Annotated in this window: 19 protein-coding genes; 9 read left to right on the forward strand and 10 right to left on the reverse strand. The window is 62.2% G+C overall.

What is annotated here, in order from left to right:
• Positions 1–64 precede the first annotated feature (64 nt).
• Positions 65–1,255: an efflux RND transporter periplasmic adaptor subunit gene (locus AMK00_RS17210; RefSeq protein ID WP_064804570.1), complete on the reverse strand. Its 1,191-nt coding sequence runs from the start codon at positions 1,253–1,255 to the stop codon at positions 65–67.
• A 46-nt stretch (positions 1,256–1,301) separates the two neighbouring features.
• Positions 1,302–2,117, reverse strand: a complete 816-nt coding sequence (locus AMK00_RS17215; RefSeq protein WP_064804572.1) for an alpha/beta hydrolase fold domain-containing protein — start codon at positions 2,115–2,117, stop codon at positions 1,302–1,304.
• Between the two features lie 164 nt (positions 2,118–2,281).
• On the opposite strand from AMK00_RS17215, the gene AMK00_RS17220 reads away from it, so the two are divergent.
• A complete protein-coding gene (locus AMK00_RS17220; RefSeq protein WP_064804574.1) occupies positions 2,282–3,193 on the forward strand; it encodes a LysR family transcriptional regulator in 912 nt (303 codons plus the stop codon).
• Between the two features lie 245 nt (positions 3,194–3,438).
• Here AMK00_RS17220 and AMK00_RS17225 read toward each other — a convergent pair whose 3' ends face one another.
• Positions 3,439–4,182: an SDR family oxidoreductase gene (locus tag AMK00_RS17225; RefSeq protein ID WP_064811185.1), complete on the reverse strand. Its 744-nt coding sequence runs from the start codon at positions 4,180–4,182 to the stop codon at positions 3,439–3,441.
• Between the two features lie 116 nt (positions 4,183–4,298).
• Between AMK00_RS17225 and AMK00_RS17230 the strand changes: the two genes are divergently transcribed.
• Genes AMK00_RS17230 through AMK00_RS17240 form a run of 3 tightly spaced genes read left to right on the forward strand, consistent with a single transcriptional unit; the run spans position 4,299 to position 6,211 of the window.
• Complete coding sequence (locus AMK00_RS17230; protein ID WP_064811186.1) at positions 4,299–5,207, forward strand: LysR family transcriptional regulator; 909 nt, start codon at positions 4,299–4,301, stop codon at positions 5,205–5,207.
• 23 nt (positions 5,208–5,230) lie between these two features.
• Complete coding sequence (locus AMK00_RS17235; RefSeq protein WP_064811187.1) at positions 5,231–5,545, forward strand: hypothetical protein; 315 nt, start codon at positions 5,231–5,233, stop codon at positions 5,543–5,545.
• A gap of 48 nt (positions 5,546–5,593) precedes the next feature.
• Positions 5,594–6,211 carry a DNA-3-methyladenine glycosylase gene (locus tag AMK00_RS17240; protein WP_082240329.1) on the forward strand — a complete coding sequence of 206 codons (618 nt, stop codon included), beginning with the start codon at positions 5,594–5,596 and terminating at the stop codon, positions 6,209–6,211.
• Here the strand turns inward: AMK00_RS17240 and AMK00_RS17245 are convergent, their stop codons facing one another.
• The 3 genes from AMK00_RS17245 to AMK00_RS17255 are packed head-to-tail and all read right to left on the reverse strand — an operon-like array spanning position 6,212 to position 9,426.
• Complete coding sequence (locus tag AMK00_RS17245; RefSeq protein WP_064811189.1) at positions 6,212–7,753, reverse strand: DHA2 family efflux MFS transporter permease subunit; 1,542 nt, start codon at positions 7,751–7,753, stop codon at positions 6,212–6,214.
• Positions 7,746–8,969 carry an HlyD family secretion protein gene (locus AMK00_RS17250; RefSeq protein ID WP_064811190.1) on the reverse strand — a complete coding sequence of 408 codons (1,224 nt, stop codon included), beginning with the start codon at positions 8,967–8,969 and terminating at the stop codon, positions 7,746–7,748. The genes AMK00_RS17245 and AMK00_RS17250 overlap by 8 nt, the downstream gene beginning before the upstream one ends.
• Positions 8,962–9,426 carry a MarR family winged helix-turn-helix transcriptional regulator gene (locus tag AMK00_RS17255; protein WP_064811191.1) on the reverse strand — a complete coding sequence of 155 codons (465 nt, stop codon included), beginning with the start codon at positions 9,424–9,426 and terminating at the stop codon, positions 8,962–8,964. The genes AMK00_RS17250 and AMK00_RS17255 overlap by 8 nt, the downstream gene beginning before the upstream one ends.
• Before the next feature lie 230 nt (positions 9,427–9,656).
• Between AMK00_RS17255 and AMK00_RS17260 the strand changes: the two genes are divergently transcribed.
• The 3 genes from AMK00_RS17260 to AMK00_RS17270 all read left to right on the forward strand — a co-directional run bounded on the left by AMK00_RS17260 (position 9,657) and on the right by AMK00_RS17270 (position 15,817).
• A complete protein-coding gene (locus tag AMK00_RS17260; RefSeq protein WP_064804589.1) occupies positions 9,657–11,198 on the forward strand; it encodes a cation:proton antiporter in 1,542 nt (513 codons plus the stop codon).
• A 258-nt stretch (positions 11,199–11,456) separates the two neighbouring features.
• The gene (locus AMK00_RS17265) at positions 11,457–12,635 is read left to right on the forward strand and encodes an efflux RND transporter periplasmic adaptor subunit (protein WP_064804591.1); all 1,179 of its coding nucleotides are present in this window, start codon (positions 11,457–11,459) and stop codon (positions 12,633–12,635) included.
• Positions 12,632–15,817 carry an efflux RND transporter permease subunit gene (locus tag AMK00_RS17270; protein WP_064804593.1) on the forward strand — a complete coding sequence of 1,062 codons (3,186 nt, stop codon included), beginning with the start codon at positions 12,632–12,634 and terminating at the stop codon, positions 15,815–15,817. The genes AMK00_RS17265 and AMK00_RS17270 overlap by 4 nt, the downstream gene beginning before the upstream one ends.
• Before the next feature lie 134 nt (positions 15,818–15,951).
• Here the strand turns inward: AMK00_RS17270 and AMK00_RS17275 are convergent, their stop codons facing one another.
• Positions 15,952–16,689 (reverse strand): metallophosphoesterase family protein, encoded by a 738-nt coding sequence (locus AMK00_RS17275; RefSeq protein WP_064806297.1) that lies wholly within the window; start codon positions 16,687–16,689, stop codon positions 15,952–15,954.
• A 203-nt stretch (positions 16,690–16,892) separates the two neighbouring features.
• Here AMK00_RS17275 and AMK00_RS17280 point away from each other — a divergent pair, with 203 nt between their 5' ends.
• Positions 16,893–18,005: a monooxygenase gene (locus tag AMK00_RS17280; RefSeq protein ID WP_064811192.1), complete on the forward strand. Its 1,113-nt coding sequence runs from the start codon at positions 16,893–16,895 to the stop codon at positions 18,003–18,005.
• Positions 18,006–18,055: 50 nt separating this feature from the next.
• On the opposite strand, the gene AMK00_RS17285 is transcribed toward AMK00_RS17280, so the two are convergent.
• Together AMK00_RS17285 and AMK00_RS17290 are read right to left on the reverse strand one after the other, a co-directional pair.
• Entirely contained in the window at positions 18,056–18,520 is a 465-nt protein-coding gene (locus AMK00_RS17285; RefSeq protein WP_064811749.1) for an RrF2 family transcriptional regulator, read from the reverse strand.
• Positions 18,521–18,694: 174 nt separating this feature from the next.
• Positions 18,695–19,483, reverse strand: coding sequence for an SDR family NAD(P)-dependent oxidoreductase (locus tag AMK00_RS17290; protein ID WP_064811193.1), 789 nt, complete (start codon positions 19,481–19,483; stop codon positions 18,695–18,697).
• A gap of 158 nt (positions 19,484–19,641) precedes the next feature.
• Here AMK00_RS17290 and AMK00_RS17295 point away from each other — a divergent pair, with 158 nt between their 5' ends.
• A complete protein-coding gene (locus tag AMK00_RS17295) occupies positions 19,642–20,382 on the forward strand; it encodes a TIM barrel protein (protein WP_237350482.1) in 741 nt (246 codons plus the stop codon).
• On the opposite strand, the gene AMK00_RS17300 is transcribed toward AMK00_RS17295, so the two are convergent.
• Positions 20,379–20,915 (reverse strand): hypothetical protein, encoded by a 537-nt coding sequence (locus tag AMK00_RS17300; RefSeq protein ID WP_064811194.1) that lies wholly within the window; start codon positions 20,913–20,915, stop codon positions 20,379–20,381. The two genes, AMK00_RS17295 and AMK00_RS17300, sit on opposite strands and share 4 nt — an antisense overlap.
• Positions 20,916–20,942: the final 27 nt, after the last annotated feature.

Here is a 20,942-nt window from a genome sequence, read left to right on the forward strand (position 1 = left end):
AGGCGCCGCCGGCGGGTCATATTATGTCGGGTATCGGCCTTCCCCCGCAGGGGAAGGCGGGATCTTACTGGGCGGTCGCGACCTTCTCTTCCATCTGCGGAACGACGACGGCACCGGGACGGATGCGCTGCAGGCCGTTGACGACGATCTTCTCGCCGGCCTTCAGGCCGCTTTCGACCACCCGCTGGCCGTCAGCCAGCGAGCCGAGCTGGACCTGCCGGTAGGCCACCTTGTTCTCGCCGTCGACGACGAAGACGAACTTCTTGTCCTGGTCAGTGCCGACGGCCCGGTCGCTGATGACGATCTTGTTCTCGGCTTTCGGCTGGCCCATGCGCACGCGCACGAACTGACCGGGAATGAGGCGTCCGCCCGGATTGTCGAAGACGGCCCGCACGCCGATCGTGCCGCTTGATGCATCGACCTCGTTGTCGATCAGCTGCAGCTTGCCTTTGATCGGCGTACCGTCGTCGGCCAACGTGCCGATTTCGACGGGGATTTGCTCGACCGGAGGCAGCGCGCTGTCGGTCTGCGGCAGTTGGGCAAGCGCCCGCGTCACCATCTCTTCGCTGGCGTTGAAGCTCGCATAGATCGGGTCGACCGAAACCAGCGTCGTCAGCGCCGGCGAGGTCGATCCGGCTGCAACGAGGTTGCCGGCGGTTACCTCGATCTTGCCGATACGGCCCGATACCGGAGCGCGAACCTGCGTGTAATCGAGATCGAGCTGGGCCGACTGCAAGGTGGCCTGCGCCGAACGCAGGCCGGCCTGCGCCTCGGCCAGTGCGCTCTGGCGCTGATCGAGATCGCTCTGGGAGATGGTGCGGTTGTCGGAAAGCCTGCGGCCGCGATCGAGCTCGGTCTGCGCCAGGCTGACCTTGGCTTCGGCCGAAGCGACCTGGCCTTGCGCCTGCGCCACGCTCGCCTGGTAGGGCGCCGGGTCGATGGTGAACAGCAGGTCGCCCTGTTTGACCAGCGCGCCCTCACGGAACGCCACCGACAGAATGGCGCCGGCGACGCGGGAGCGCACCTGTACGCGGTCGACCGCTTCCAGGCGACCGGAGAAACTTTCCCAGGCGGTCACGTCGTGCGCCGCGACCACGGCAACCGTCACCGGCACGGCCGGAGGCTGCGCCGACTCGGATGCGGCCGTGGCAGCCGTGCTCATCGGCAATTCAAAAAACAATGCAGCGCCGGAAACGGACGCAATGAGACCTAAGCCGGCGCCCACCAGGGCCCAGCGCTTGCTTCTGGACGTCATCAGTACTCTCCTTGCGGCCTCGAGCCGCCGAAATATCAGATCTTCTTCAATGCAATTGCGGTTGGACGCTTACGTCCTGAAGGAAACTCCCGAAATGGCGGCTGACGTGTTCCTGCCAACCGGGCGCTTCCCCGGATTTCCCACCATAAATCGAAGCCCAGCCCGTCCCGGCGGGAAGGACATGCTGGCGGACACCGACACCGGCCTTTTTCAGGCGGGCGCCGTAACCGATTGTTTCGTCGTGCAGAGGATCGTCCTCAGCGGTGAATATCAGCGCCGGAGCGACGCCAGAAAGACGCGAACAGAGGCAAGGCGCCGCATAGGGATGGCAGCCGCCGCCACTCAGGTAATGACTCCAGCCATCGGTCCAGCGCTGGCGCATGCCGACGGCTTCCGCCTTGCGGATGGAAGACGTGCCCATGAAGGGATCAAGCAGCGGCGAAATCAACACCTGGCCATCGAGTGCATCAGGCAACTGGTCGCGCGCCTTCAGCGCCACACCGGCGGCGACGTTGCCGCCCGCCTCCTCACCGGCGACAAAAAGCAACGACTTGCGGTCGCCAAGACCGGCAGCACGTTTGTTGGCGAGATAGCTGAAAACCGAGAAAGAAACTTCCAATGCCTTCGGAAACAGGTTGTCGGACAGGCTGCTATAGTCGACGGCGGCGACGATGGCGCCAGCCTTGGCGAGGCTCATCGCCACCGGGCGATCGACATTGGTCTCGCTGTCGAGAAAGGCGCCGCCATGCAGATAAAGCACGATCGGCGGACCCTTGCCATAATCGGCGCCCTGGTAGATACGTGCGGAAACGGGGCCAATGGCCACCTTGTCCAGCATCATATCTTTCCACTCCACCGTCATGCTTCCGGTCTCTTTCCGCATGGGAGCAAACAGGCACATTCCGCCGCTTGCATTTTGTATAAAAAAGATATTGTTATTCAGCACAGGGAATAAGAAGCGATATCGCGATTACACTGTTCCGATTTTCGAATAATGGTGCAACGCAAACTGCGGACTTGAAACCGATGGATCAGCTCTCGGCAATGCGCGTCTTCATCCGCGTCGTGGAGACGGGCAATTTCACCCGCGCCGCCGACATGCTCGCCATGCCCAAGGCGACGGTGACCAACCTCATTCAGGGGCTCGAAGCGCATCTGCGCACCAAGCTCCTGAACCGCACCACGCGCCGGGTCATGGTGACCACGGACGGAGCACTTTATTACGAACGCGCCGCCCAGATCATCTCTGAGCTGGAGGAACTCGATGGCAGCCTCTCCAATTCGCAAAGCGTGCCGAGCGGGCGGTTGCGCATCGAAATGAGCGGCGCTTTTGCCGACGCCATTGTCGTTCCAGCACTTTGCGACTTCTACCAGCGCTATCCCGATATCCGTCTGGACCTGGGGGTCGGCGACCGCACGGTAGACTACCTGGTCGAAAACGTCGATTGCGCGCTGCGGGCCGGCACGCCCACCGATCAGTCACTGATCGCCCGGCGGGTTTCGGAGATGGAACTGATCACCTGCGCTTCGCCGAGCTACATTCAGAAATTCGGCATGCCCGAACGGCCGGAGGATCTTGAGGCCACGCACTATTCCGTCAATTATTTCCGCGCCCAGAACAACCGGACGCTGCCCTTCGAATTTCGCAGGGGCAACGAAATGGTCGAGACCACCCCGCGCTGCATCGCCTCGGTCAATGACAGCCGCACTTATCTGACCGCGGCCCTGACGGGGCTCGGCGTCGCGCAGGTGCCGACCTTCATGGCGCGTGAACCGATGCGGCGGGGCGAACTCATCCGCGTGCTGCCGGACTGGCGCCGCGATCCGATACCGCTCTATGTGGTCTATCCACCGAACCGCCACCTCAGCAACAAGGTCCGCGTCTTCGTCGATTGGCTGGTCAAGCTCCTGGTCGAGGCCAAGCTGAACGATTTCTAGAGCACGTCGCGCGGCGGCAAAACAGAGACGGCCCGGAAGGCAAAGGAAACCTTCGACGGGCCGCAAAATTTTGAACATCGGACCTGTCGCGCCGCAGACTGGGCGCGGCAGGCTCTGGAGGTTCGGGAGAGAGCGTCAGGGAACTCCACTCTGTCGCGATAAAGCAACTATAGGCACTCTCCACAAGATTGTAAGGGGGAAGACCTACAATCTTCGTTCACATGATTGCGATGAGGGCGCCTTCGTCAGATCACGCCGCCGTTGGCGCGCAGTGTCTGGCCATTGATCCAGCCGCCGTCCGGGCCGGCTAGAAAGGCGACCGCAGAGGCAATATCCTCGGGCGAGCCGAGCCGTTCCAGCGGGTTCATCTTCGCCATGCGGGCAATGAGTTCCTCCGTCTTGCCGTTGAGGAAAAGATCAGTAGCCACCGGCCCGGGCGCGATGGCGTTGACCGTGATGTTACGGCCGCGCATCTCCTTGGCCATGATCGCCGTCAGCGTTTCGACGGCGGCCTTGGTGGCGGCGTAAACGCCATAGGTTTCGAGCTTCAGCCCGACGACCGAAGTCGAAAAGTTGATGACCCTGCCGCCGTCACGCAGGCGCCGGGCCGCTTCCCTGAGCGTATTGAACGTGCCCTTGAGATTGACGCCGATCTGGCGATCGAAGTTTTCGTCGTCAGCCTCGGCGAGCGGCGACAGCATCATGATGCCGGCATTGTTGACGAGCACATCAACGCCGCCAAAGGCGCCTTCCGCAGCGTCGAACATCCGCCGGACGGCTCCAGCATCGCTGACATCCGCCTTCGCCGTCAGCGCCCTGCCGCCAGCCTGCTCGATCTCCCGGGCGAGGTCCTCGGCCGCGGCCGCACTGCCGGAATAGTTGACGACGACGGTGAAACCGTCCCTGGCGAGGCGCCTGGCAACGGCCGCGCCGATACCACGGGAAGCGCCTGTGACCAGTGCGACCTTTTTGTTTTTGTTGGAAGCCATTGTTCTTCTCCTTCTGCGCCACGGCGCGTTTTCGATGAGAAGAAGATGCGCCTTTTCCTGCGGCGGATAATCGTGCATTCTCCGGCATCACTATCCGGAGAATACGAACAAACAAGATGGACAGATTCGATGCCATGCGTGTGTTCTGCCGCATTGTGGAGCGCCGCAGCTTCACCCTCGCAGCGGAAGACACGGGCCTGCCGCGCTCGACCGTTACCGACGCGGTCAAGCAGCTCGAGGCCCGCCTCGGTGTGCGCTTACTCCAGCGCACGACGCGCCATGTCAGCCCGACGCTCGACGGCGAGGCTTATTACCAGCGCTGCCTGTCGATCCTCGCCGACATCGAGGATGCGGAAGGGGCCTTTGCCGGCGCCAGACCGAAAGGCCTGCTGCGCGTCGATGTGCACGGCACGCTCGCGCGCCATTTCGTGCTTCCGAGCCTGCCGTCCTTTCTGGAGACCTATCCCGAGATCGAGTTCTTTATGAGCGAAGGCGATCGGCTGGTCGATCTGGTGCGCGAAGGCATCGATTGCGTGCTGCGCGTCGGTACGCCCGCCGATAGCGAAATGATCATCAGGCGTGTCGCCATGCTTGATGAGGTCACGCTCGCCTCTCCGGCCTATGTCGCCGCCCGCGGCGTGCCGCAGCATCCGGACCGGCTTGCCGGCCATTGCATGGTCGGCTTCCGCTCTACCAGCACCGGCGGTCTGCTGCCGCTCGAATTCATCGTCGATGGTGCGGCACGCAACATAACCATTCCCGCGACCGTCACCGTCAACGCCGCCGAAAGCTATGTTGCTGCAGCGAGGATGGGCCTCGGCCTGATCCAGATCCCGCGCTACCACGCCGAAAAAGACCTGTCCGACGGCACTCTGGTCCAAGTGCTTCCGGATTTTCCGCTGACCCCGACGCCGGTCTCCCTGCTCTATCCCCGCAACCGCCAGCTTTCGCCGCGCGTGCGCGTCTTCATCGATTGGCTGGTGAAGGTCTTCGCTCGACAAAATTCCAAAAACACGCTTTGCTAATATGAGCGGTTGGGGGAAGGGCCATGGCACTCAGCGATATCACCGTCTACCAGACGGAAGACGGCTTCGTCGTCGAATTCGGCGGTGAAGGCGAAGACAGCATTGCCGTAACGCTGCGGAGCGCACCCGAACTGACGTTGGAAAACGCGGTCCCGCGCGCCAAGGTCCTGCTTGCGGCAGCAATCGAACCAGCCCATGGCGACGGCGCGCGCAGCAAGGATCCGGCCCTGCTCGAAGAGGAACTGGAGGAAGGCCTGGAAGATTCCTTCCCGGCGAGCGATCCGGTCTCGGTTACATCATCCTCGATCCCGATGCGTGATCCGAATGCCGGCCGCTGACGCGGCCGGCCTCATCAAATGGTTTTAGGATGACGGCGGCGGCAGCGAATGTTATCTGCCTCGGTTATGACCGATGGTGGAATGACAAAGGGCGCGATCGGCGCCGGCGCGCTTGCCGGCGAAGGCCTCAGGGCGTTTTTCGAGCGCGACGCGATCACTGTGGCCCGCGACCTGCTCGGCTGCCATCTGACAGTCGATGGCGCCGGCGGCCGCATCACCGAGACCGAGGCCTATTTCCCCGATGACGAAGCCTCGCACAGTTTTCGCGGGCCCACCAGGCGCAACGGCGCCATGTTCGGCCGGCCCGGCAATGTCTACATCTACCGCATCTACGGCATGTACTGGTGCCTGAACTTCGTCTGCCATCCGGGCTCGGCCGTGCTGATCCGGGCGCTCGAGCCGGAAGGGGGAATTGCCGCCATGACGGAGCGGCGCGGCACCGATATGCTGACGGCGCTCTGCAGTGGCCCGGGCAAGCTCTGCCAGGCGCTCGGCATCGACATCGAAATCAATGACAGGTTGCTCGACCGCCCGCCCTATGCGCTGACGCCGTCTGCGCCGGTGCCTGTTGTCTCGGGAAAACGCATCGGCATTACTAGAAATGCCGAAGCACCGTGGCGCTTCGGCATTCAGGGATCGCGGTATCTCAGCAAACCGTTTCGCTGATTATTCCATCACCGCGCTATGGTCGACGGCGGGCGCCGCTTTCGGCTTGCGCAGCAGCAGCGCCAGCGGGATGACCGCGAGCGACATCAGCATCAAGAGCTTGAAATCGTCCATATAGGCGATGATCGTCGATTGCAGGGTGATCATCTCGTTGAGCGAAGCGCGGCCGGCGGCCGTCAGGGGGCTCAACCCTTGCGCCGCCACCGCATTGAAGGCGTGGTTGAAAGGCGTCACATAGGCCGCGATCGACTCGTGATTGCTCTGTGTGTTCTCGACGATCAGTGCCGAGACGATCGAGATACCGACCGCCGAGCCGATGTTTCGCGACAGATTGTAGAGGCCGGTACCGTCGCCACGCATATGGGCGGGCAGCGTGGCGAAGGCGACCGTCGTCAGCGGCACGAAGAGAAAGCCGAGGCCGGCGCCCTGGATGAAGCCGACCGAGACGATCGTCCATTGCGAAACATCGGGCGTCCAGCCCGTCATGTCGTACATCGCCCAGGCGGTCAGGCCGAGACCGAGCACCAGCAACACGCGCGTATCGACCTTGCCGATCAGCCGTCCCACAATGAACATGCAGAGCATGGTGCCGAGCCCCCGCGGCCCCATGACGATGCCGGCGGTAATGACGGGATAGCCCATCAGCGTCTGCAGATAGGGGGTCATCAGCGCCAGCGAGGCGAGGTAGGTGACGCCAACCACGAAGATGAAGATCATGCTGACCGTGAAGTTCTGGTCGAGAAACAGCTTCGGATTGACGAAGGATTTCTCGGCAGTCAGCGTGTGTACCATAAGCAGATAGAATGCGGCGGCGCAGACAATCGCTTCGACCATGATCTCGCCCGAAGAGAACCAGTCGAGCTGCTCGCCGCGGTCGAGGAAGAGCTGCAGCGCGGCGATGAACAGGCTCATCATCCCGAAGCCGAACCAGTCGAGTTTGGCGAGCGCATCCCGCTTGGTCTCGCTAACGAAGACGACGATGCCCATGAAAGCGAGCGCGCCGATCGGCACGTTGATATAGAACACCCAGCGCCAGCTGATGTTGTCGGTCAGCCAGCCGCCGATGACCGGGCCGAGCACCGGCCCGACCATGACCGAGACGCCGAAAAGCGCCATAGCCGAGCCGCGCTCCTCCACCGTATAGATGTCGAGAAGAATGCCCTGGGAAAGCGGCACCAGCGATGCGCCGAACAGGCCCTGCAACAGGCGGAAGGCGACGATCTGGTTCAAGGATTGCGCCAGGCCGCAGAGAACGGAGGCGGCCACGAAGCCGGCGATTGCGACGAGCAGAACACGCTTGCGGCCGAACTTGGCGGCGAGGAAACCGGAGGGTGGCGTCATGATCGCCGCCGCGACGATATAGGAGGTCAGCACCCAGTTGATCTGGTCGGCGGAGGCCGACACGCTGCCCTGGATATAGGGCAGCGCCACGTTGGCGATCGTCGTGTCCAGCGCCTGCATGATGACGGCGAGAATAACGCAGGCCGTGATCGCGCCGCGATTGGCAACCGGGGTCGCCGGGGAAGCGGGAGCGTTACTCATCATCCCCGCCCTGAGCCCGGCCCAGAAGCTTGTTGACGAAATCGGGCAGGCCGCGGGCATGGCCGGTATCGACATCGACGACCGTGCTCATGCCGACGCGCAGCGGCGGCTTGCCTTGCGCATCCTCGATGCTGACGCGCATCGGAATGCGCTGCACGACCTTCACCCAGTTGCCGGTGGTGTTCTGCGCCGGCAGCAGCGAGAAGCTGGAGCCCGACGCGGGGCTGATGCTCTCGACCTTGCCCTTCCACGTCATGCCGGGATAGGTGTCGACGTAAATCGTGGTCGTCTGGCCGGGCTTGACATAGGTGAGCTCGGTTTCCTTCGGGCTGGCGGCGATCCACAGATGATCGGTGGCGACAAGCGAGAAGGCCTGCTGCGAAGCCTGCAAGTAGGAGCCGACCTGCAGCGCATTGACGTTGGTGACGATGCCGTCGAAGGGCGCCTTGACGACGCTGTTGTCGAGTTCGCGCCGGGCGTTGTCGACATTCGACTTGGCCTGCAGGTAGAGCGGGTTTTCGTCGACCGGCTGGTCGGCAGAACCGCCGAGCTGGGCGAGCGTCGTTGCGGCTTCCGCCTTGGCGACGGCAACCTTCTGCTGCGCAGCTTCGAGATTATGCTTGGCCTCGTCATAGGCTGATTGCGTCGCGCTGCCGTTGTTGACGAGGTTCTGCTGCCGGTCGAACTGATCCTGGTAATAGGGCAGGTCCGCTTGCGCCTGAGTGATCTCGGCGAGCGACTGCTGATAGCTCGCCTTGAGGTTCATGATCTGGTTGCGCTGGACGCCGAGCTGCGCTTCGGCGCCGGCAAGTGCGATCTTGAAGGAGTCGACCCTCAGGCTGAACAGCACCTGCCCCGCCTTGACCGCCTCGTTCTCATGCACGTCGATCTGGTCGACGATGCCGGAGACATCGGTGGTGACCCCGACCATATCGGCCTGGATATAGGCGTTGTCGGTCGACATCACCTGACCGCCATTGACGTAGTAGTAACCGCCGACGACGAGCGCAACCGGCAGCAGGGCGAAGAGAACGGGCCGCGTGAAACTGCGCCGGCGGCGGACCTTGTTGCCGCCAGGCGCAGCCACGGCAGCAGCCGGCGCTGAATTGGATGAAGGCGCTTCGGCTACCGTTTCCTGCTGTTTCGCTTCATTTTCTTCAATAGGAGACTTGGCATTGGCGTCGGCAACGACGCGCAGGGGAGATTGATCAGCCATCGTTCATCTCATTTTCGTCAACCGGGGTGCGGCATGCCTGGACCAGGTTGGTCTTCATTATGGACAGGACATGAAAAAGCTGCTCGCGCTGCTCGGCGGAGACACCTTCCAGCGCCTCTGCGCGGGTGACATCGCCAAGTTCGCGCATTTCGGCGAGCAGAGGATGCGCCTCGTCGCGCATGTAGAGCAGCCAGATCCGCCGGTCGGTCGGATGCTGGCGGCGCTCGATGAGCCCGCGTTCGGCGAGCTTGTCGAGAATGCGCACCAGCGTGATCGGCTCGACTTCGAGAATTTCGGCAAGGCCGCTCTGGTGGATGCCCTCGTTGTTCGAGAGATAGGCGAGCGTCTGCCATTGCGACCGTGTCAGCCCAAGACACTTAGCACGTTGCTCGAAGCGCTTGCGCAGCAGTCGTGCGACATCGTGGAGAAGGAAACCGAGTGTGGGCGTGGCGTTCATGGAAACCTATGCCGAATATTTATAAGCATACTTATGATGTGCTCACATATATTGAGCGCAGACGCTCGCACAAGAGCGTAAGCCACAGATTCTGCAACCGCGGCCAAAATGCCGCAGGCCGCGGCCGGCAGCTTGCCGCCCCTCACAGCTTTAGGCTTTAACGGTAGCCGCGGCATCGCCTGGCCCTAGTTTTCGGCAAGAACTATTCGCTGAAATGGTCTGGAGGGCCTATGGCGTTCTTCGAAAGCATGCTGACGCTGCTCTTGGTGGCGATCATCTTCCTGCAATTCTCCAGGAAGTTCCGTGTGCCTTATCCGACTATGCTGGCGATCGCCGGCATCATTGTTGCTGCCTTCCCGTGGGCGCCGGAGGTGGCGATCGATCCCAGGCTGGCGCTGGCGCTTTTCATCGCACCCGTACTTTTCGATGCCGCATACGATTTGCCGCCGAGGACGTTGAGGCGCAACTGGCTGCCGCTCTTTTCGCTTGCCGCAATCGCCGTCATTTTGACGGCCGCGGCCGTCGCCGCCGTCGGCGTCGCAATGGCCGGCCTGCCGCTTGCCGTGGCCGTCGCACTCGGCGCCATCGTCGCGCCGCCGGATGCGGTCGCGGCGACCGTCATGCTCGACCGCTTCAATCTGCCGCGCCAGACCTATGTAATCCTCAAGGGCGAGAGCCTGCTCAACGATGCCGTCGCCCTCCTCATCTTCAGCGCCGCAGTGGCGGCCGCCACCAATCCTGCCTTCTTCACCGGCATTCTGGCGGAATTGACGCTGGCAGCGCCGGGCGGTCTCATCCTCGGCTATCTTCTCGGCCGTCTCTACATGATCGTTGGTCTGAAGCTCGCCGGCACGCTCGGCGGCACACTGCTCGAGTTCGTCGCCACCTTCGGCACCTGGATCATCGCCGAGCGACTGCACCTTTCGGCGATCCTGGCGATCGTCGCATATGCCATGGTGATCGCCCGCTACATGCCGGAGCGGCAGACGGCCCGCCACCGCATTCATTCCTATTCGGTTTGGGAGGCCGCGGTGTTCCTGCTTAATGTGCTCGCCTTCCTGCTGATGGGCTTGCAGGTCCGCCAGATCGTCCTCGATCTCGATCCCGCTCGGCTGAATTTTGCGTTCACCTTGGCAACCGCAGTCTTCGTCACCGTCATCGCCGTGCGCCTGGCCTGGGTGCTCGTCTATAACCGCGTCATCACCTTCCTTGCCGAGCGCGGTCTCACGACGCAAGCCGCTCCCACATTTGCCGCGAGCCTGCTTGCCGGCTGGTGCGGCATGCGCGGTCTCGTCACGCTGGCAACTGCGCTCGCCCTGCCGATCGACTTCCATGATCGCGATATCATCCTGCTCAGCGCGCTGGCCGTCGTTCTCGGCACGCTCATCGTCCAGGGGCTGACGCTCGGGCCGCTGATCCGCTTCCTGAAATTCGATCCGGACACATCCCTGAACCGCGATCTCACCAAAGCTCGCGTGGCATTGATCGACGCGGCTCTTGCCGAGCTTGAAGGCGAGGACAAATCCACCCGAATCCTGCGCGACGTCTACACCTCCGAGCGCGAGATTGCTGCCGACGGAAGACACCCGCGCGAGGTCAGCAGGCTCGACAAACAGCGCCGCAATGTCATCGGTGCGAAACGGCGCAAACTGGCCGCGATGCGCCGCGCCGGCGAGATCGACGACGACGTCTTTCACATGCTGGAACAGGAGCTTGATTGGGCTGAGCTTGCCGTTCTGCCGCCCGGCCGAGATGAGATCGTCGAAAGCTGATGCCGCTCCATGAAGTTCATGGATTCCAGAAAAGCGAATAATTGGCATTTGCTATTTTTCGTCGCTGCCGCTTATATCCCGTTCCATAGCGTTATGATTTTCCATTGTGCATCGCATACCGGCTTTCCTTCCAACGATTGAACGCCGGGGAGATCACGGGAGCCCAAGGCTTTCGTTCAAAGCAGCAAGACATGAATAGCATCACTTCATCTTAAGTACGGTGGCAGTCGATCGGCCGCCGCGATTGGAGGGACCGATATGACTTTCGCGCTTCGACGGATATTGATGCTCGGCTGCATCGCCACATTCATGCCTCTGGCCGCGATGGCGCAGGGCGCACCGTCCGCCCCTCCCCCTGTCACCGTCGCAAAACCCGTGGTGCGCGATGTCGTCGACAATGACGAGTTCATCGGCCGCTTCCAGCCGGTTGACGAAGTCTCCGTGCGCTCCCGCGTCGGCGGCTACCTGCAGGAAGTTCATTTCGAAGATGGCGCCCTGGTCAAGCAAGGCGACCTGCTCTTCGTCATCGACCAGCGGCCGTTCATAACAGCACTCAACCAGGCGAAGGCGGCGCTCGAAGCATCGCAATCCGCCCTCGTTTTTGCCGATGCGCAGTACAAGCGCGCCCAATCGCTCGCATCGAGCGGCAGCCAGTCCGCCCAGACGCTGGACGACCGCCGCCGCGAGTTCGAGTCGGCCGAGGCCAATGTCCGCGGCGCGCAAGCCGCAGCCGACCGCGCGGCTCTCGATCTTGAATATACCGAGATCAAAGCGCCGCTCAGCGGCCGCATCGATCGCCGCCTGATCTCGCCCGGCAACCTGGTGCAGGCCGATCAGACGGTGCTCACCACCATCGTTTCCCTCGATCCGATCGATTTTTATTTCGATGTGGATGAGCGCCGCCTGCTGAATTTCGCCGACACGGCGCGCAAGCAGGGCAAGGACCTTCAAATGGGCGGCGGCGGCGTGGATGTTTCCGTCACGATCTCGGACCCGACCGCCAAACCCTTCAAGGGCAAGCTCGATTTCGCCGAGAACCGGGTGGACAACGAGAGCGGCACCATCCGCATCCGCGCCCGTCTCCCAAATCCCGATTTCATCCTCCAGCCCGGCCTCTTCGGCCGTGTTCAGGTCGAAGCCTCCAACACTTACAAGGCCGTTCTCGTCCCCGACGAAGCGATCGGCTCGGACCAGAATGAACGCGTCGTCTATCTCGTCGATGCGCAGGGCAAGGTTTCGACCAAGCCCGTGCGACCCGGACCACGGCTCTATGGCTATCGCGTCATACGCGAGGGTCTCGACGGCAGCGAAACCATCATCGTCAACGGCGTGATACGCGCCCGGCCCGGTTCGACCATCACCCCGCAGATGAGCGAACTGCCGCAGGAGCGGCAGGATACAGCGCCGGAGGCCGCAAACGCGGAGAGCGGACAATGAGGTTCGCGCATTTCTTCGTCGACCGGCCGATTTTTGCCGCCGTCATCTCGATCCTCTTCCTCGTTGTCGGCGGCATCGCCTATACACAGCTGCCGGTCGCCCAATATCCGGAGATCGCGCCGCCCACCATCGTCGTGCGCACCTCCTATCCGGGCGCCGACCCGCAAACCATCGCCGACACCGTTTCGACCCCGCTCGAACAGCAGATCAACGGCGTCGAAGACATGCTTTACATGTCTTCCTATTCCAGCGCCGACGGCGCCATTTCGCTGACGATCACCTTCAAGCTCGGCACCGATCTCGACAAGGTCCAGGTGCTCGTCCAGAACCGCGTTTCCATCGCGCTGCCCCGCCTTCCCGAGGAGGTCCAGCGGCTCGGCGTGACCACCGACAAGAGCTCGCCCGACCTGATGATGGTCGTGCACCTCTTGTCGCCATCACACCGCTATGACCAGCTTTACGTCTCGAACTACGCCCGTAACCGCATCCGTGACGTGCTCGTGCGCCTCGATGGCGTCGGTGACGTGCAGGTCTTCGGCGAACGTCAATATTCGATGCGAATCTGGCTGGATCCGGAAAAACTCTCCGCCTACGGCATGACATCCGACGACGTCGTCTCCGCCTTGAGAGACCAGAACGTCCAGGTCTCGGGTGGCAAGATCGGCGCGCCGCCGGTCACAGGCAGGAACGCCTTCGAATATACGGTGCGCACGGACGGACGCTTCTCCGATGTGCGCGAATTCCGTTATGTCATCGTGAAATCGACGACATCGGGCCGGCTCGTGCAGTTGCAGGATGTCGCCCGCATCGAGCTTGGCGCGCAGGACTACGTCACCAACAGTTACCTCAACAACGATCCGGCGGTTGCGCTTGGCATTTTCGCCCGGCCGGGAACCAACGCCCTGGATACGGCCCATCAGGTCCAGGCACTCATGAAGGACATCTCCCAGAATTTCCCGGAGGGTCTCGAGTATCGCATCGTCTACGACACGACCGAATTCATCTCGGCCTCGATCAACGAGGTCTATAAAACCATCGTCGAAGCGGCCATCCTGGTGGCGATCGTCGTTCTCGTCTTCCTGCAATCCTGGCGCACCGCGATCATCCCGATCGTCGCCATCCCCGTCTCGCTGATCGGCACCTTCGCGGTGCTTTTAGCCTTCGGCTTTTCTCTCAACATGCTGACACTCTTCGGCCTTGTGCTGGCGATCGGCATCGTCGTCGACGACGCGATCGTCGTGGTGGAAAACGTCGAGCGCAATCTCGCCCGCGGCATGACGCCGAAGCAGGCCTCTCACGTCACAATGGACGAAGTCGGAACCGCGGTCGTCGCGATCTCGCTGGTGCTGATTGCGGTATTCGTGCCGACGGCCTTCATCCCCGGCATATCAGGCCAGTTCTACAGGCAGTTCGCCGTGACGATCGCCGTGACAACCGCGATCTCGGCCTTGAATTCCCTGACGCTTTCGCCGGCGCTCGCAGGCATATTGCTCAAGGCCCACGATCACGAGGGGAAACGCAAGAGCATCGCGTCGCGTCTGGGGGCTGGCCTTGCAAACGGCTTCAACCGCGGCTTCGACCGGATGAGCTCCGGCTATTCGTGGACCGTCCGGCACCTGGTCAGCAGCTGGGTAGGATTGACCTGCTCGATGGTCGCCTTCGTCGCCCTCCTCGGCGCAACCTGGTACATGACCACCCGCGTTCCCTCGGGTTTCATACCGACCATGGACCAGGGTTATGCGATCATCGTCGTACAGCTTCCCGATGGCGCCTCGCTTGCGCGCACCGATGCCGTCATCAAACGGGTGGGCGATATCGCCCGTACCGTACCCGGCGTCGGCAACGCCGTGCAATTTGCCGGCTTCAGCGGCGCGACCTTCACCAATGCTTCGAATTCGGGCGTTGTCTTCGTTCCTTTCAAATCCTTTGCCGAACGTGAGGAAGGCGGAGAGAACGCCAACAAGATCATCGGCGAGCTCTTCGGCAAGCTGCAAAGCATCCAGGAAGCCTTCATCATTGCCATCCCGCCGCCGTCCGTGCGCGGCGTCGGCAACTCCGGCGGCTTCAAGATGCAGATCTCCGACCTCGAAAACCCAGACATGACGCGCGTGCTCGGCCTTGCCCGTCAGATGATGGGGGCGGCAGCAACGACCGAGGGGCTGACCGGCGTCTTTACGACGTTCTCCGATGCCAGCCCGCAATATTTCCTCTCCATCGACCGCGACAAGGCGCGCTTCCTGAACGTGCCGATCCCCAATATCTTCAACGCGCTTTCGATCAATCTCGGCGTCGCCTACGTCAACGATTTCAACGCGTTCGGCCGCGTTTACCAGGTTCGCGCCCAGGCTGACCGGCAATATCGCATGGACCGGGAAGACATTCTCGCCCTGAAGGTGCGCTCCGCGACCGGCGCGCTCGTCCCTCTCGGCACACTGATGGACATTCAGGACTCCAGCGGCCCGGCGCTCGTTCAGCGCTACAACATGTATGTTTCGGTGCCGCTTCAGGGCAATCCGACGCCCGGTACCTCGACGGGCGATGCTCTGAAGAAAATGGAGGCATTGGCGGCCAAGATCCTGCCGCCCGGAACGACCTTCGAATGGACGGAGCTTGCCTATCAGGAAACCCATACCGGCAACACCGCTGTCTACATCTTCGCCCTGTCCGTCATTTTCGTCTTCCTGGCGCTGGCGGCCCAATATGAAAGCTGGGTTCTGCCTCTGGCGATCATTCTCATCGTCCCGCTTGCCGTGCTCGCCGCACTGATCGGGGTGTCGCTCAGGGGCATGGACAACAACGTCCTAACGCAGATCGGCCTGATCGTCCTGATCGGATTGGCGGCCAAGAACGCCATTCTGATCGTCGAATTCGCCAGACAGGCGGAAGAGGAAGGCAAGTCGCCGGTGGAGGCCGCCATCGAGGCCAGTCATCTTCGCCTGCGCCCGATCCTGATGACGGCATTCGCCTTCATCTTCGGCGTTCTGCCGCTTGCCATCGCCACCGGCCCCGGCGCCGAAATGCGCCAGTCGCTCGGCACCGCCGTCTTCTCGGGCATGCTCGGCGTGACGCTCTTCGGCCTGTTCCTCACACCGGTTTTCTACGTCGTGCTGCGCGGCTGGCGCCGCAAGCGCTCGGTTGAAAGGCCGGTCGAAGCTGTTCCGACTGAAAGGGAGACGGTCTGATCACTCTAGCCTGTCGCGCAAAAGTGTGCAGCGGTTTTGCGGCAACGACATGCGTGAAAACTAAGACCTAAAGCGCAGGAGGAATCTGAAAGATCGCGACGCGCTTTAGTGACACAGCCTCGGGGGGAACGATGTCAGGTGGAAAACAGATGCACCCGGCCCTGCCAGAACCGTGCGACGGTCAGCCTGCCGCTGCGAAAGGCGCGTGTATCGAGATTGAGTCGCCTCGGGCGAATGTCAGGCTCGTCGCTGGGCGTATGGCCGTGCACAACGAGCTTCGGCAAAGGAACCCTGCTTTCGAGAAAGCGGTGGCGGATAAGGACCAGGTCCTCCTCCGTCTGCGCGGAGAGCGGCAGCATCGGATCAATGCCGGCATGCACGAATAGCACACTCGGTGTATCCAGCATGATGGGCAGTGCCCGCATAAAATCGATGTGCGTATGCGGCAGCGACTGCCGTAGGAAGGCGTCGAGCTGCGCGCCGGAGGGAAAGACGAGCGGCAGATGCTCCGGATCGAGCCCATAGGATTTAAGCGATTCCGCCGATCCCATCCGCATCCAGTCGTCATAAGGGAGCCAGCCGTCGACATAATCGAGCATAGCGATCTCGTGATTGCCGGCAAGGCAGATACGGTCGAAACCGTCAGGCGGCGGCTCCATAAGGTGAGTGATGACCTGCGCCGATTCCGGGCCCCGATCGATATAGTCCCCCAGCGTCACGATCAGCTTTTGCCCGGGCAATCGCGTGCCATCTTGCAGGATCGCCTCCTCGGCTTTCAAAAGTAGATCGTAGCGGCCGTGAATGTCGCCGATCGCATAAGTTGGAATCTCGGCGATATCCAGCGTCAGGCGCGGTCTCGGCTGGCGCCCCATTTTCCAAACCTCGCTATGGCGAGCAAGTGCTTCACCCATCATATTCCTCAACTGGATAGCCCCGGTTAACCATAAGTAGAGTGCAAGGCGAGGCGATCAAGTTGGTGAGAAAATTCGAAGCTTTGGGTTTTTCTGGAAAAACCGTTCTTATCATCCGGAGGAAAATCCCTCACTCCTGTCACCCGTCGAGGAAAGAGTGAGCGATGGGAACAGTATCGCAGTTTCAAGACCGCATCAGGCCGCCGGCACGCCGCATCGAAAACGAAGAGGAGGCGGTATCTACGGCTCGCAAACTCGCCGACACATTCCGTCAACAGGCAAGCGAGCGCGATATCAACCGCATCCTGCCTTTTGCCGAGCTCGACGCGCTGTCGATATCGGGGCTGACGGCAATCTCTGTTCCGCCCGAACATGAAGGGCTCGACGTGCCGAACGCCCTGCTTGCCGAGGTCATCGCGATCATTGCCGAGGCTGACGCCTCGATCGGCGAGACCCTGGAAAATCACTTTTCCGTCCTGGAAACCCTCCGCACCCAGGCGGCCGAGGATCTGAAGACATCGCTGTTTGCCCGTGTGCTGCTCGGCGACCGCTTCGCCGGCGCAACCGTCGCCGACGGCAGCGAGCTGTCGGCCGAAGGACCGGGGTACCGTCTGAGCGGACGGATGCGGCCGGCGCCCGGTATTCTCTATGCCGATTGGATTGCCGCTGCCCTCACACTTCCGCCCGGCCGCCCGGTGACGCTCTACCTCAGCCGCAACAGCGAGGACGCGCAGGTGGTCGATGATTGGGACGGTTTCGGCCAGCGCACCAATGGATCGGCAACGACGATCGCCGGCGCAGTTCATGTCGATGCCGGCGCAATCGCGCCGGCCCCCTCGTCCGGATACTCGACGGGCATTTCGCTCGGGCTGCTGCTCAAGGCGGGCGTAGGCCTCGGCATCGCGCGGGCCGCATGGGCCGACCTGATGACAGCCATTGGCGATCGCACCGTCTCCCCCTCCCGGCTCGGCGAACACGCCGTCGGCATCGAAATCACGGCGGCAGCTCTGGAGCGGGCGGGCCGCAAACTCGATATTGCCCAGGTCAATCCTGTAGAGGCTGCGATGGCGGATGCCTACTTTTCCGCCTCGGCGGCCGCAATCACTGCCGGGGAAACAGCCCTCAGCGCCGCAAATGCGCTGTTCGAACTGGCGGGCGAAGCGTCAACCGGCATCGGCCTCAATCTCGACCGCCATTGGCGCAATGCACGCATCCACGCGCTGTCCCTGCCGCGCGATCGATTGCTGCACCGCGCCGGCGACCATATGTCGAGATGAGCCCTGAACGACACAGCGCGGCGCTCTAGGCCGTATGAAATCGAAGCGTCTCAGCTGGCGGCGGAGATCGGCAATTCGTCCCCGGTTTCTTCAATGCGGCCGCCGGCTGCGACGAATTGTTCGAGGGTCATATTGTCGAGAATGGCGGCGATCGCATCCCGAACGTCGGTCATCGAACGTCGCACCTGACAGGTTTCCGGATCGGCGCAGTCGTCGCAGGCCTCATAGGCCGTGCGGCTGGCGCAGCGGATCGGCGCCAGCGGCCCGTCGAGCGTGCGGATGACATGGCCGATGCGGATCTCGGAAGCCGGCCGCGAGAGGGAATACCCGCCGCCAGGCCCCTTCTTTGAACGCAGGATACCGACATTGCGCAGCTCGAGCAGGATCGTGTCGAGAAACTTCTTCGGAATATTGTTGCGCGCCGCGACGTCATTGATGAAGGCGGTCTCGCCCGGCGCCAGACGCGCCAGATCGACCAGTGCCTTCAGGCCGTATTTTCCCTTCTTCGTCAGCATCGTCGTCGCCTTTTGGAAATCGCAATATTCGTCCGCCAATAGCAGGCAAATAACGTCGAAAGCGTGAAGATACAACAAAATAGCTAATATTTATAGCTTGTATCGGCAACATCCGGCCGGCCGGCAGTCTTGCGAAGAACAGGCTTGCCATGCTGCGCTTTGCGGCAGCTTCGATCAAATCGTCTTCAGCATGCCGCCATCGACGAAATAGGTCGATCCGATGCAGTAGCTCGCCCGCTCCGAACTCAGAAAGACGAAAACGTTCGCCAGTTCCTCCGGCGTGCCGAAGCGTTTGGATGCAGCGTGTTCATTGGCAACGCTCTGCAGGTAGCCTTCCCAGTTTCCGCCGCTTTCGGCCGTCAGCTGCTTGGCGGTCTTGATCCAGTCGGGCGTCAGGATCAGGCCGGCATTGATGCAGTTGACGCGGATATTGTCCTGGATGAGTTCGGTCGAGAGCGTCTTTGAAAACATCATCAGCGCCGATTTGCTGACATTGTAGATCGGCTCGTACCAGAGCGGCTGGACGGCGCAGATCGAGGCATTATGCAGGATCACCCCGCCGCCGCGTTTCTTCATCTGCGGCGCGATCCCGCGCGCCAGCCGCACGGCGGCCATCACATGCAGGTCCCAATAGGCCTGCCACTTCTCGTCGGGCGCCTCCATCACCGTCTCGTTCGAGCCGGTGCCGGCATTGTTGATGAGGATATCGGCGCCGCCTTTCTTTGCGGCCGCCGCAATGATCGCCTCCGTCCCCGCAGCCGTCGCCACGTCGGCGGCAACGGCGGTGGCGCTGACGCCGAATTTCCCGGCAATCCGGGCAGCCTCCGTCTCCAACCGCTCACCGCCGCGCGCCGCAAGCACCAGGTCGGTGCCCTCCGCCGCCAGTCCTTCGACGATCGCCAGCCCGATGCCGACCGACGCGCCCGTTATGACGGCGAGCTTACCCTTCAACCCCAAATCCATATCTTCCTCCTGAAGCCGCCGGCGGTCCGGCCCGATGTGCCGAGTGTTTCGCCAATGTTTTCGGGCGTCAAGCCTTGCGGCAGGCTCCGATCTGTCGCAGCCTGCGGCCGCACATGGGAGGAATCTTCATGCGACGTTATTCGGCCTGCATAGAATGACTGTTTGCCGAAGAGGGCGACAGCTTTGCCGATCGCATCCGCCGTGCCCATGCCGGCGGCCTGACGGCGGTCGAGTTCTGGCGCTGGACCGACAAGGATCTAGACGCGATCGAGTCCGCGCTTGACGAAGCCGGTCTTGCGGTCACCAGCCTCGTCGCCGAGCCGATGATCGCGCTGACCGACGCCGCCAACCGGCAGGCCTGGCTGAAAGGCCTTGCCCAATCCGTCGCTGTCGCCAGACGCCTCGGCGCACCGGTGCTGATCGCTCAGGCGGGTGACGACCTCGCGGGCTTCAGCCGCGAAGAACAGCGCCGGGCGCTCACCGAAACGCTGAAAGTCGGCGCCGATATCCTCAAAGGCAGCGGCGTGCGCCTCGGCGTCGAGCCGCTCAACACCCGCATCGACCATATCGGCTATTTCCTTGATTCCACCCGCGAGGGCCTCGATATCGTCGATGACGTCGCCCGCCCGGAGATCGGCATCGTCTACGACATCTATCATTCCGCCGTGATGGGCGAACGCACCGAAGACGTGCTGAAGGACCGTCTCGACCGTGTCTTCCACGTCCATGTCGCCGATCATCCCGGCCGCAACGAGCCGGGCTCCGGCGGCATCGATCTCTCGCACCGCCTCAACTGGATCTTCGCCAACGGTTACGACGGCGCCGTCGGCCTCGAATACCGTCCGATCAGACCAGGCCCCGACGCGGTCAGGGCGGCGATTGCTTCGCTCGACGGCTAGCTCAAGTTTGCGCCTTCGGCAAAGGCTTCAAGCTCGGGGTCGAAATCGACTTCGACGACATTGTTGAAGACAGCGGTCGCCAGCATGATGCCGGCGAAGGCGACGAGATCGACGAGCACCTTTGTCTTATAGCGCGTCTTCAGCTGCGCCCAGAGCTCGCCCGGAACGGCGTTAGAATCGGCGACAATCGCCCTGCCGAAGGCGTCGAGCAGCGCCTCCGTCTGGGAAAGCTCCAGCGCGTCGGGATCGAATCCCTTGTTGATCAGCGCCCGGCGAAAGAAGGTGATGGCGATCTTCGATTTCGCCGCCTTCGAGATCGCATGCGAGAAGATCCAGATCTCGCGGTCGCTGATGATCGGATCGAGCTCGGCCCGCAGCGTAAACCATTCGGCATAGATGCGATGGGCGACCGGCGAATGCAGGAGCGTCCGCTTCATGTTGGTCATCCGCCCGCGCAGCCTGACTTCTTCGTCATGCGCTGCCCGGATCTCTTCCGAGGCCGAATCGTAATCGATCTGTGGCAGGTGGCTCATCGGGTGCCCTCTTTCTGATGCGCGAAG

This window comes from Rhizobium sp. N621 (genome assembly GCF_001664325.1).
In the GTDB taxonomy this organism is placed as follows: domain Bacteria; phylum Pseudomonadota; class Alphaproteobacteria; order Rhizobiales; family Rhizobiaceae; genus Rhizobium; species Rhizobium esperanzae.

Bases quoted from the DNA above. Each gene is read 5' to 3' on its own strand.
- AMK00_RS17290 (WP_064811193.1), bottom strand. From the start codon at position 19,483: ATGGATTTGGGGTTGAAGGGTAAGCTCGCCGTCATAACGGGCGCGTCG.
- AMK00_RS17280 (WP_064811192.1), top strand. From the start codon at position 16,893: ATGGGAACAGTATCGCAGTTTCAAGACCGCATCAGGCCGCCGGCACGC.
- AMK00_RS17300 (WP_064811194.1), bottom strand. From the start codon at position 20,915: ATGAGCCACCTGCCACAGATCGATTACGATTCGGCCTCGGAAGAGATC.
- AMK00_RS17225 (WP_064811185.1), bottom strand. From the start codon at position 4,182: ATGGCTTCCAACAAAAACAAAAAGGTCGCACTGGTCACAGGCGCTTCC.
- AMK00_RS17275 (WP_064806297.1), bottom strand. From the start codon at position 16,689: ATGGGGCGCCAGCCGAGACCGCGCCTGACGCTGGATATCGCCGAGATT.
- AMK00_RS17210 (WP_064804570.1), bottom strand. From the start codon at position 1,255: ATGACGTCCAGAAGCAAGCGCTGGGCCCTGGTGGGCGCCGGCTTAGGT.
- AMK00_RS17250 (WP_064811190.1), bottom strand. From the start codon at position 8,969: ATGGCTGATCAATCTCCCCTGCGCGTCGTTGCCGACGCCAATGCCAAG.
- AMK00_RS17270 (WP_064804593.1), top strand. From the start codon at position 12,632: ATGAGGTTCGCGCATTTCTTCGTCGACCGGCCGATTTTTGCCGCCGTC.
- AMK00_RS17260 (WP_064804589.1), top strand. From the start codon at position 9,657: ATGGCGTTCTTCGAAAGCATGCTGACGCTGCTCTTGGTGGCGATCATC.
- AMK00_RS17285 (WP_064811749.1), bottom strand. From the start codon at position 18,520: ATGCTGACGAAGAAGGGAAAATACGGCCTGAAGGCACTGGTCGATCTG.
- AMK00_RS17240 (WP_082240329.1), top strand. From the start codon at position 5,594: ATGTTATCTGCCTCGGTTATGACCGATGGTGGAATGACAAAGGGCGCG.
- AMK00_RS17230 (WP_064811186.1), top strand. From the start codon at position 4,299: ATGGACAGATTCGATGCCATGCGTGTGTTCTGCCGCATTGTGGAGCGC.
- AMK00_RS17255 (WP_064811191.1), bottom strand. From the start codon at position 9,426: ATGAACGCCACGCCCACACTCGGTTTCCTTCTCCACGATGTCGCACGA.
- AMK00_RS17215 (WP_064804572.1), bottom strand. From the start codon at position 2,117: ATGACGGTGGAGTGGAAAGATATGATGCTGGACAAGGTGGCCATTGGC.
- AMK00_RS17265 (WP_064804591.1), top strand. From the start codon at position 11,457: ATGACTTTCGCGCTTCGACGGATATTGATGCTCGGCTGCATCGCCACA.
- AMK00_RS17220 (WP_064804574.1), top strand. From the start codon at position 2,282: ATGGATCAGCTCTCGGCAATGCGCGTCTTCATCCGCGTCGTGGAGACG.
- AMK00_RS17235 (WP_064811187.1), top strand. From the start codon at position 5,231: ATGGCACTCAGCGATATCACCGTCTACCAGACGGAAGACGGCTTCGTC.
- AMK00_RS17245 (WP_064811189.1), bottom strand. From the start codon at position 7,753: ATGAGTAACGCTCCCGCTTCCCCGGCGACCCCGGTTGCCAATCGCGGC.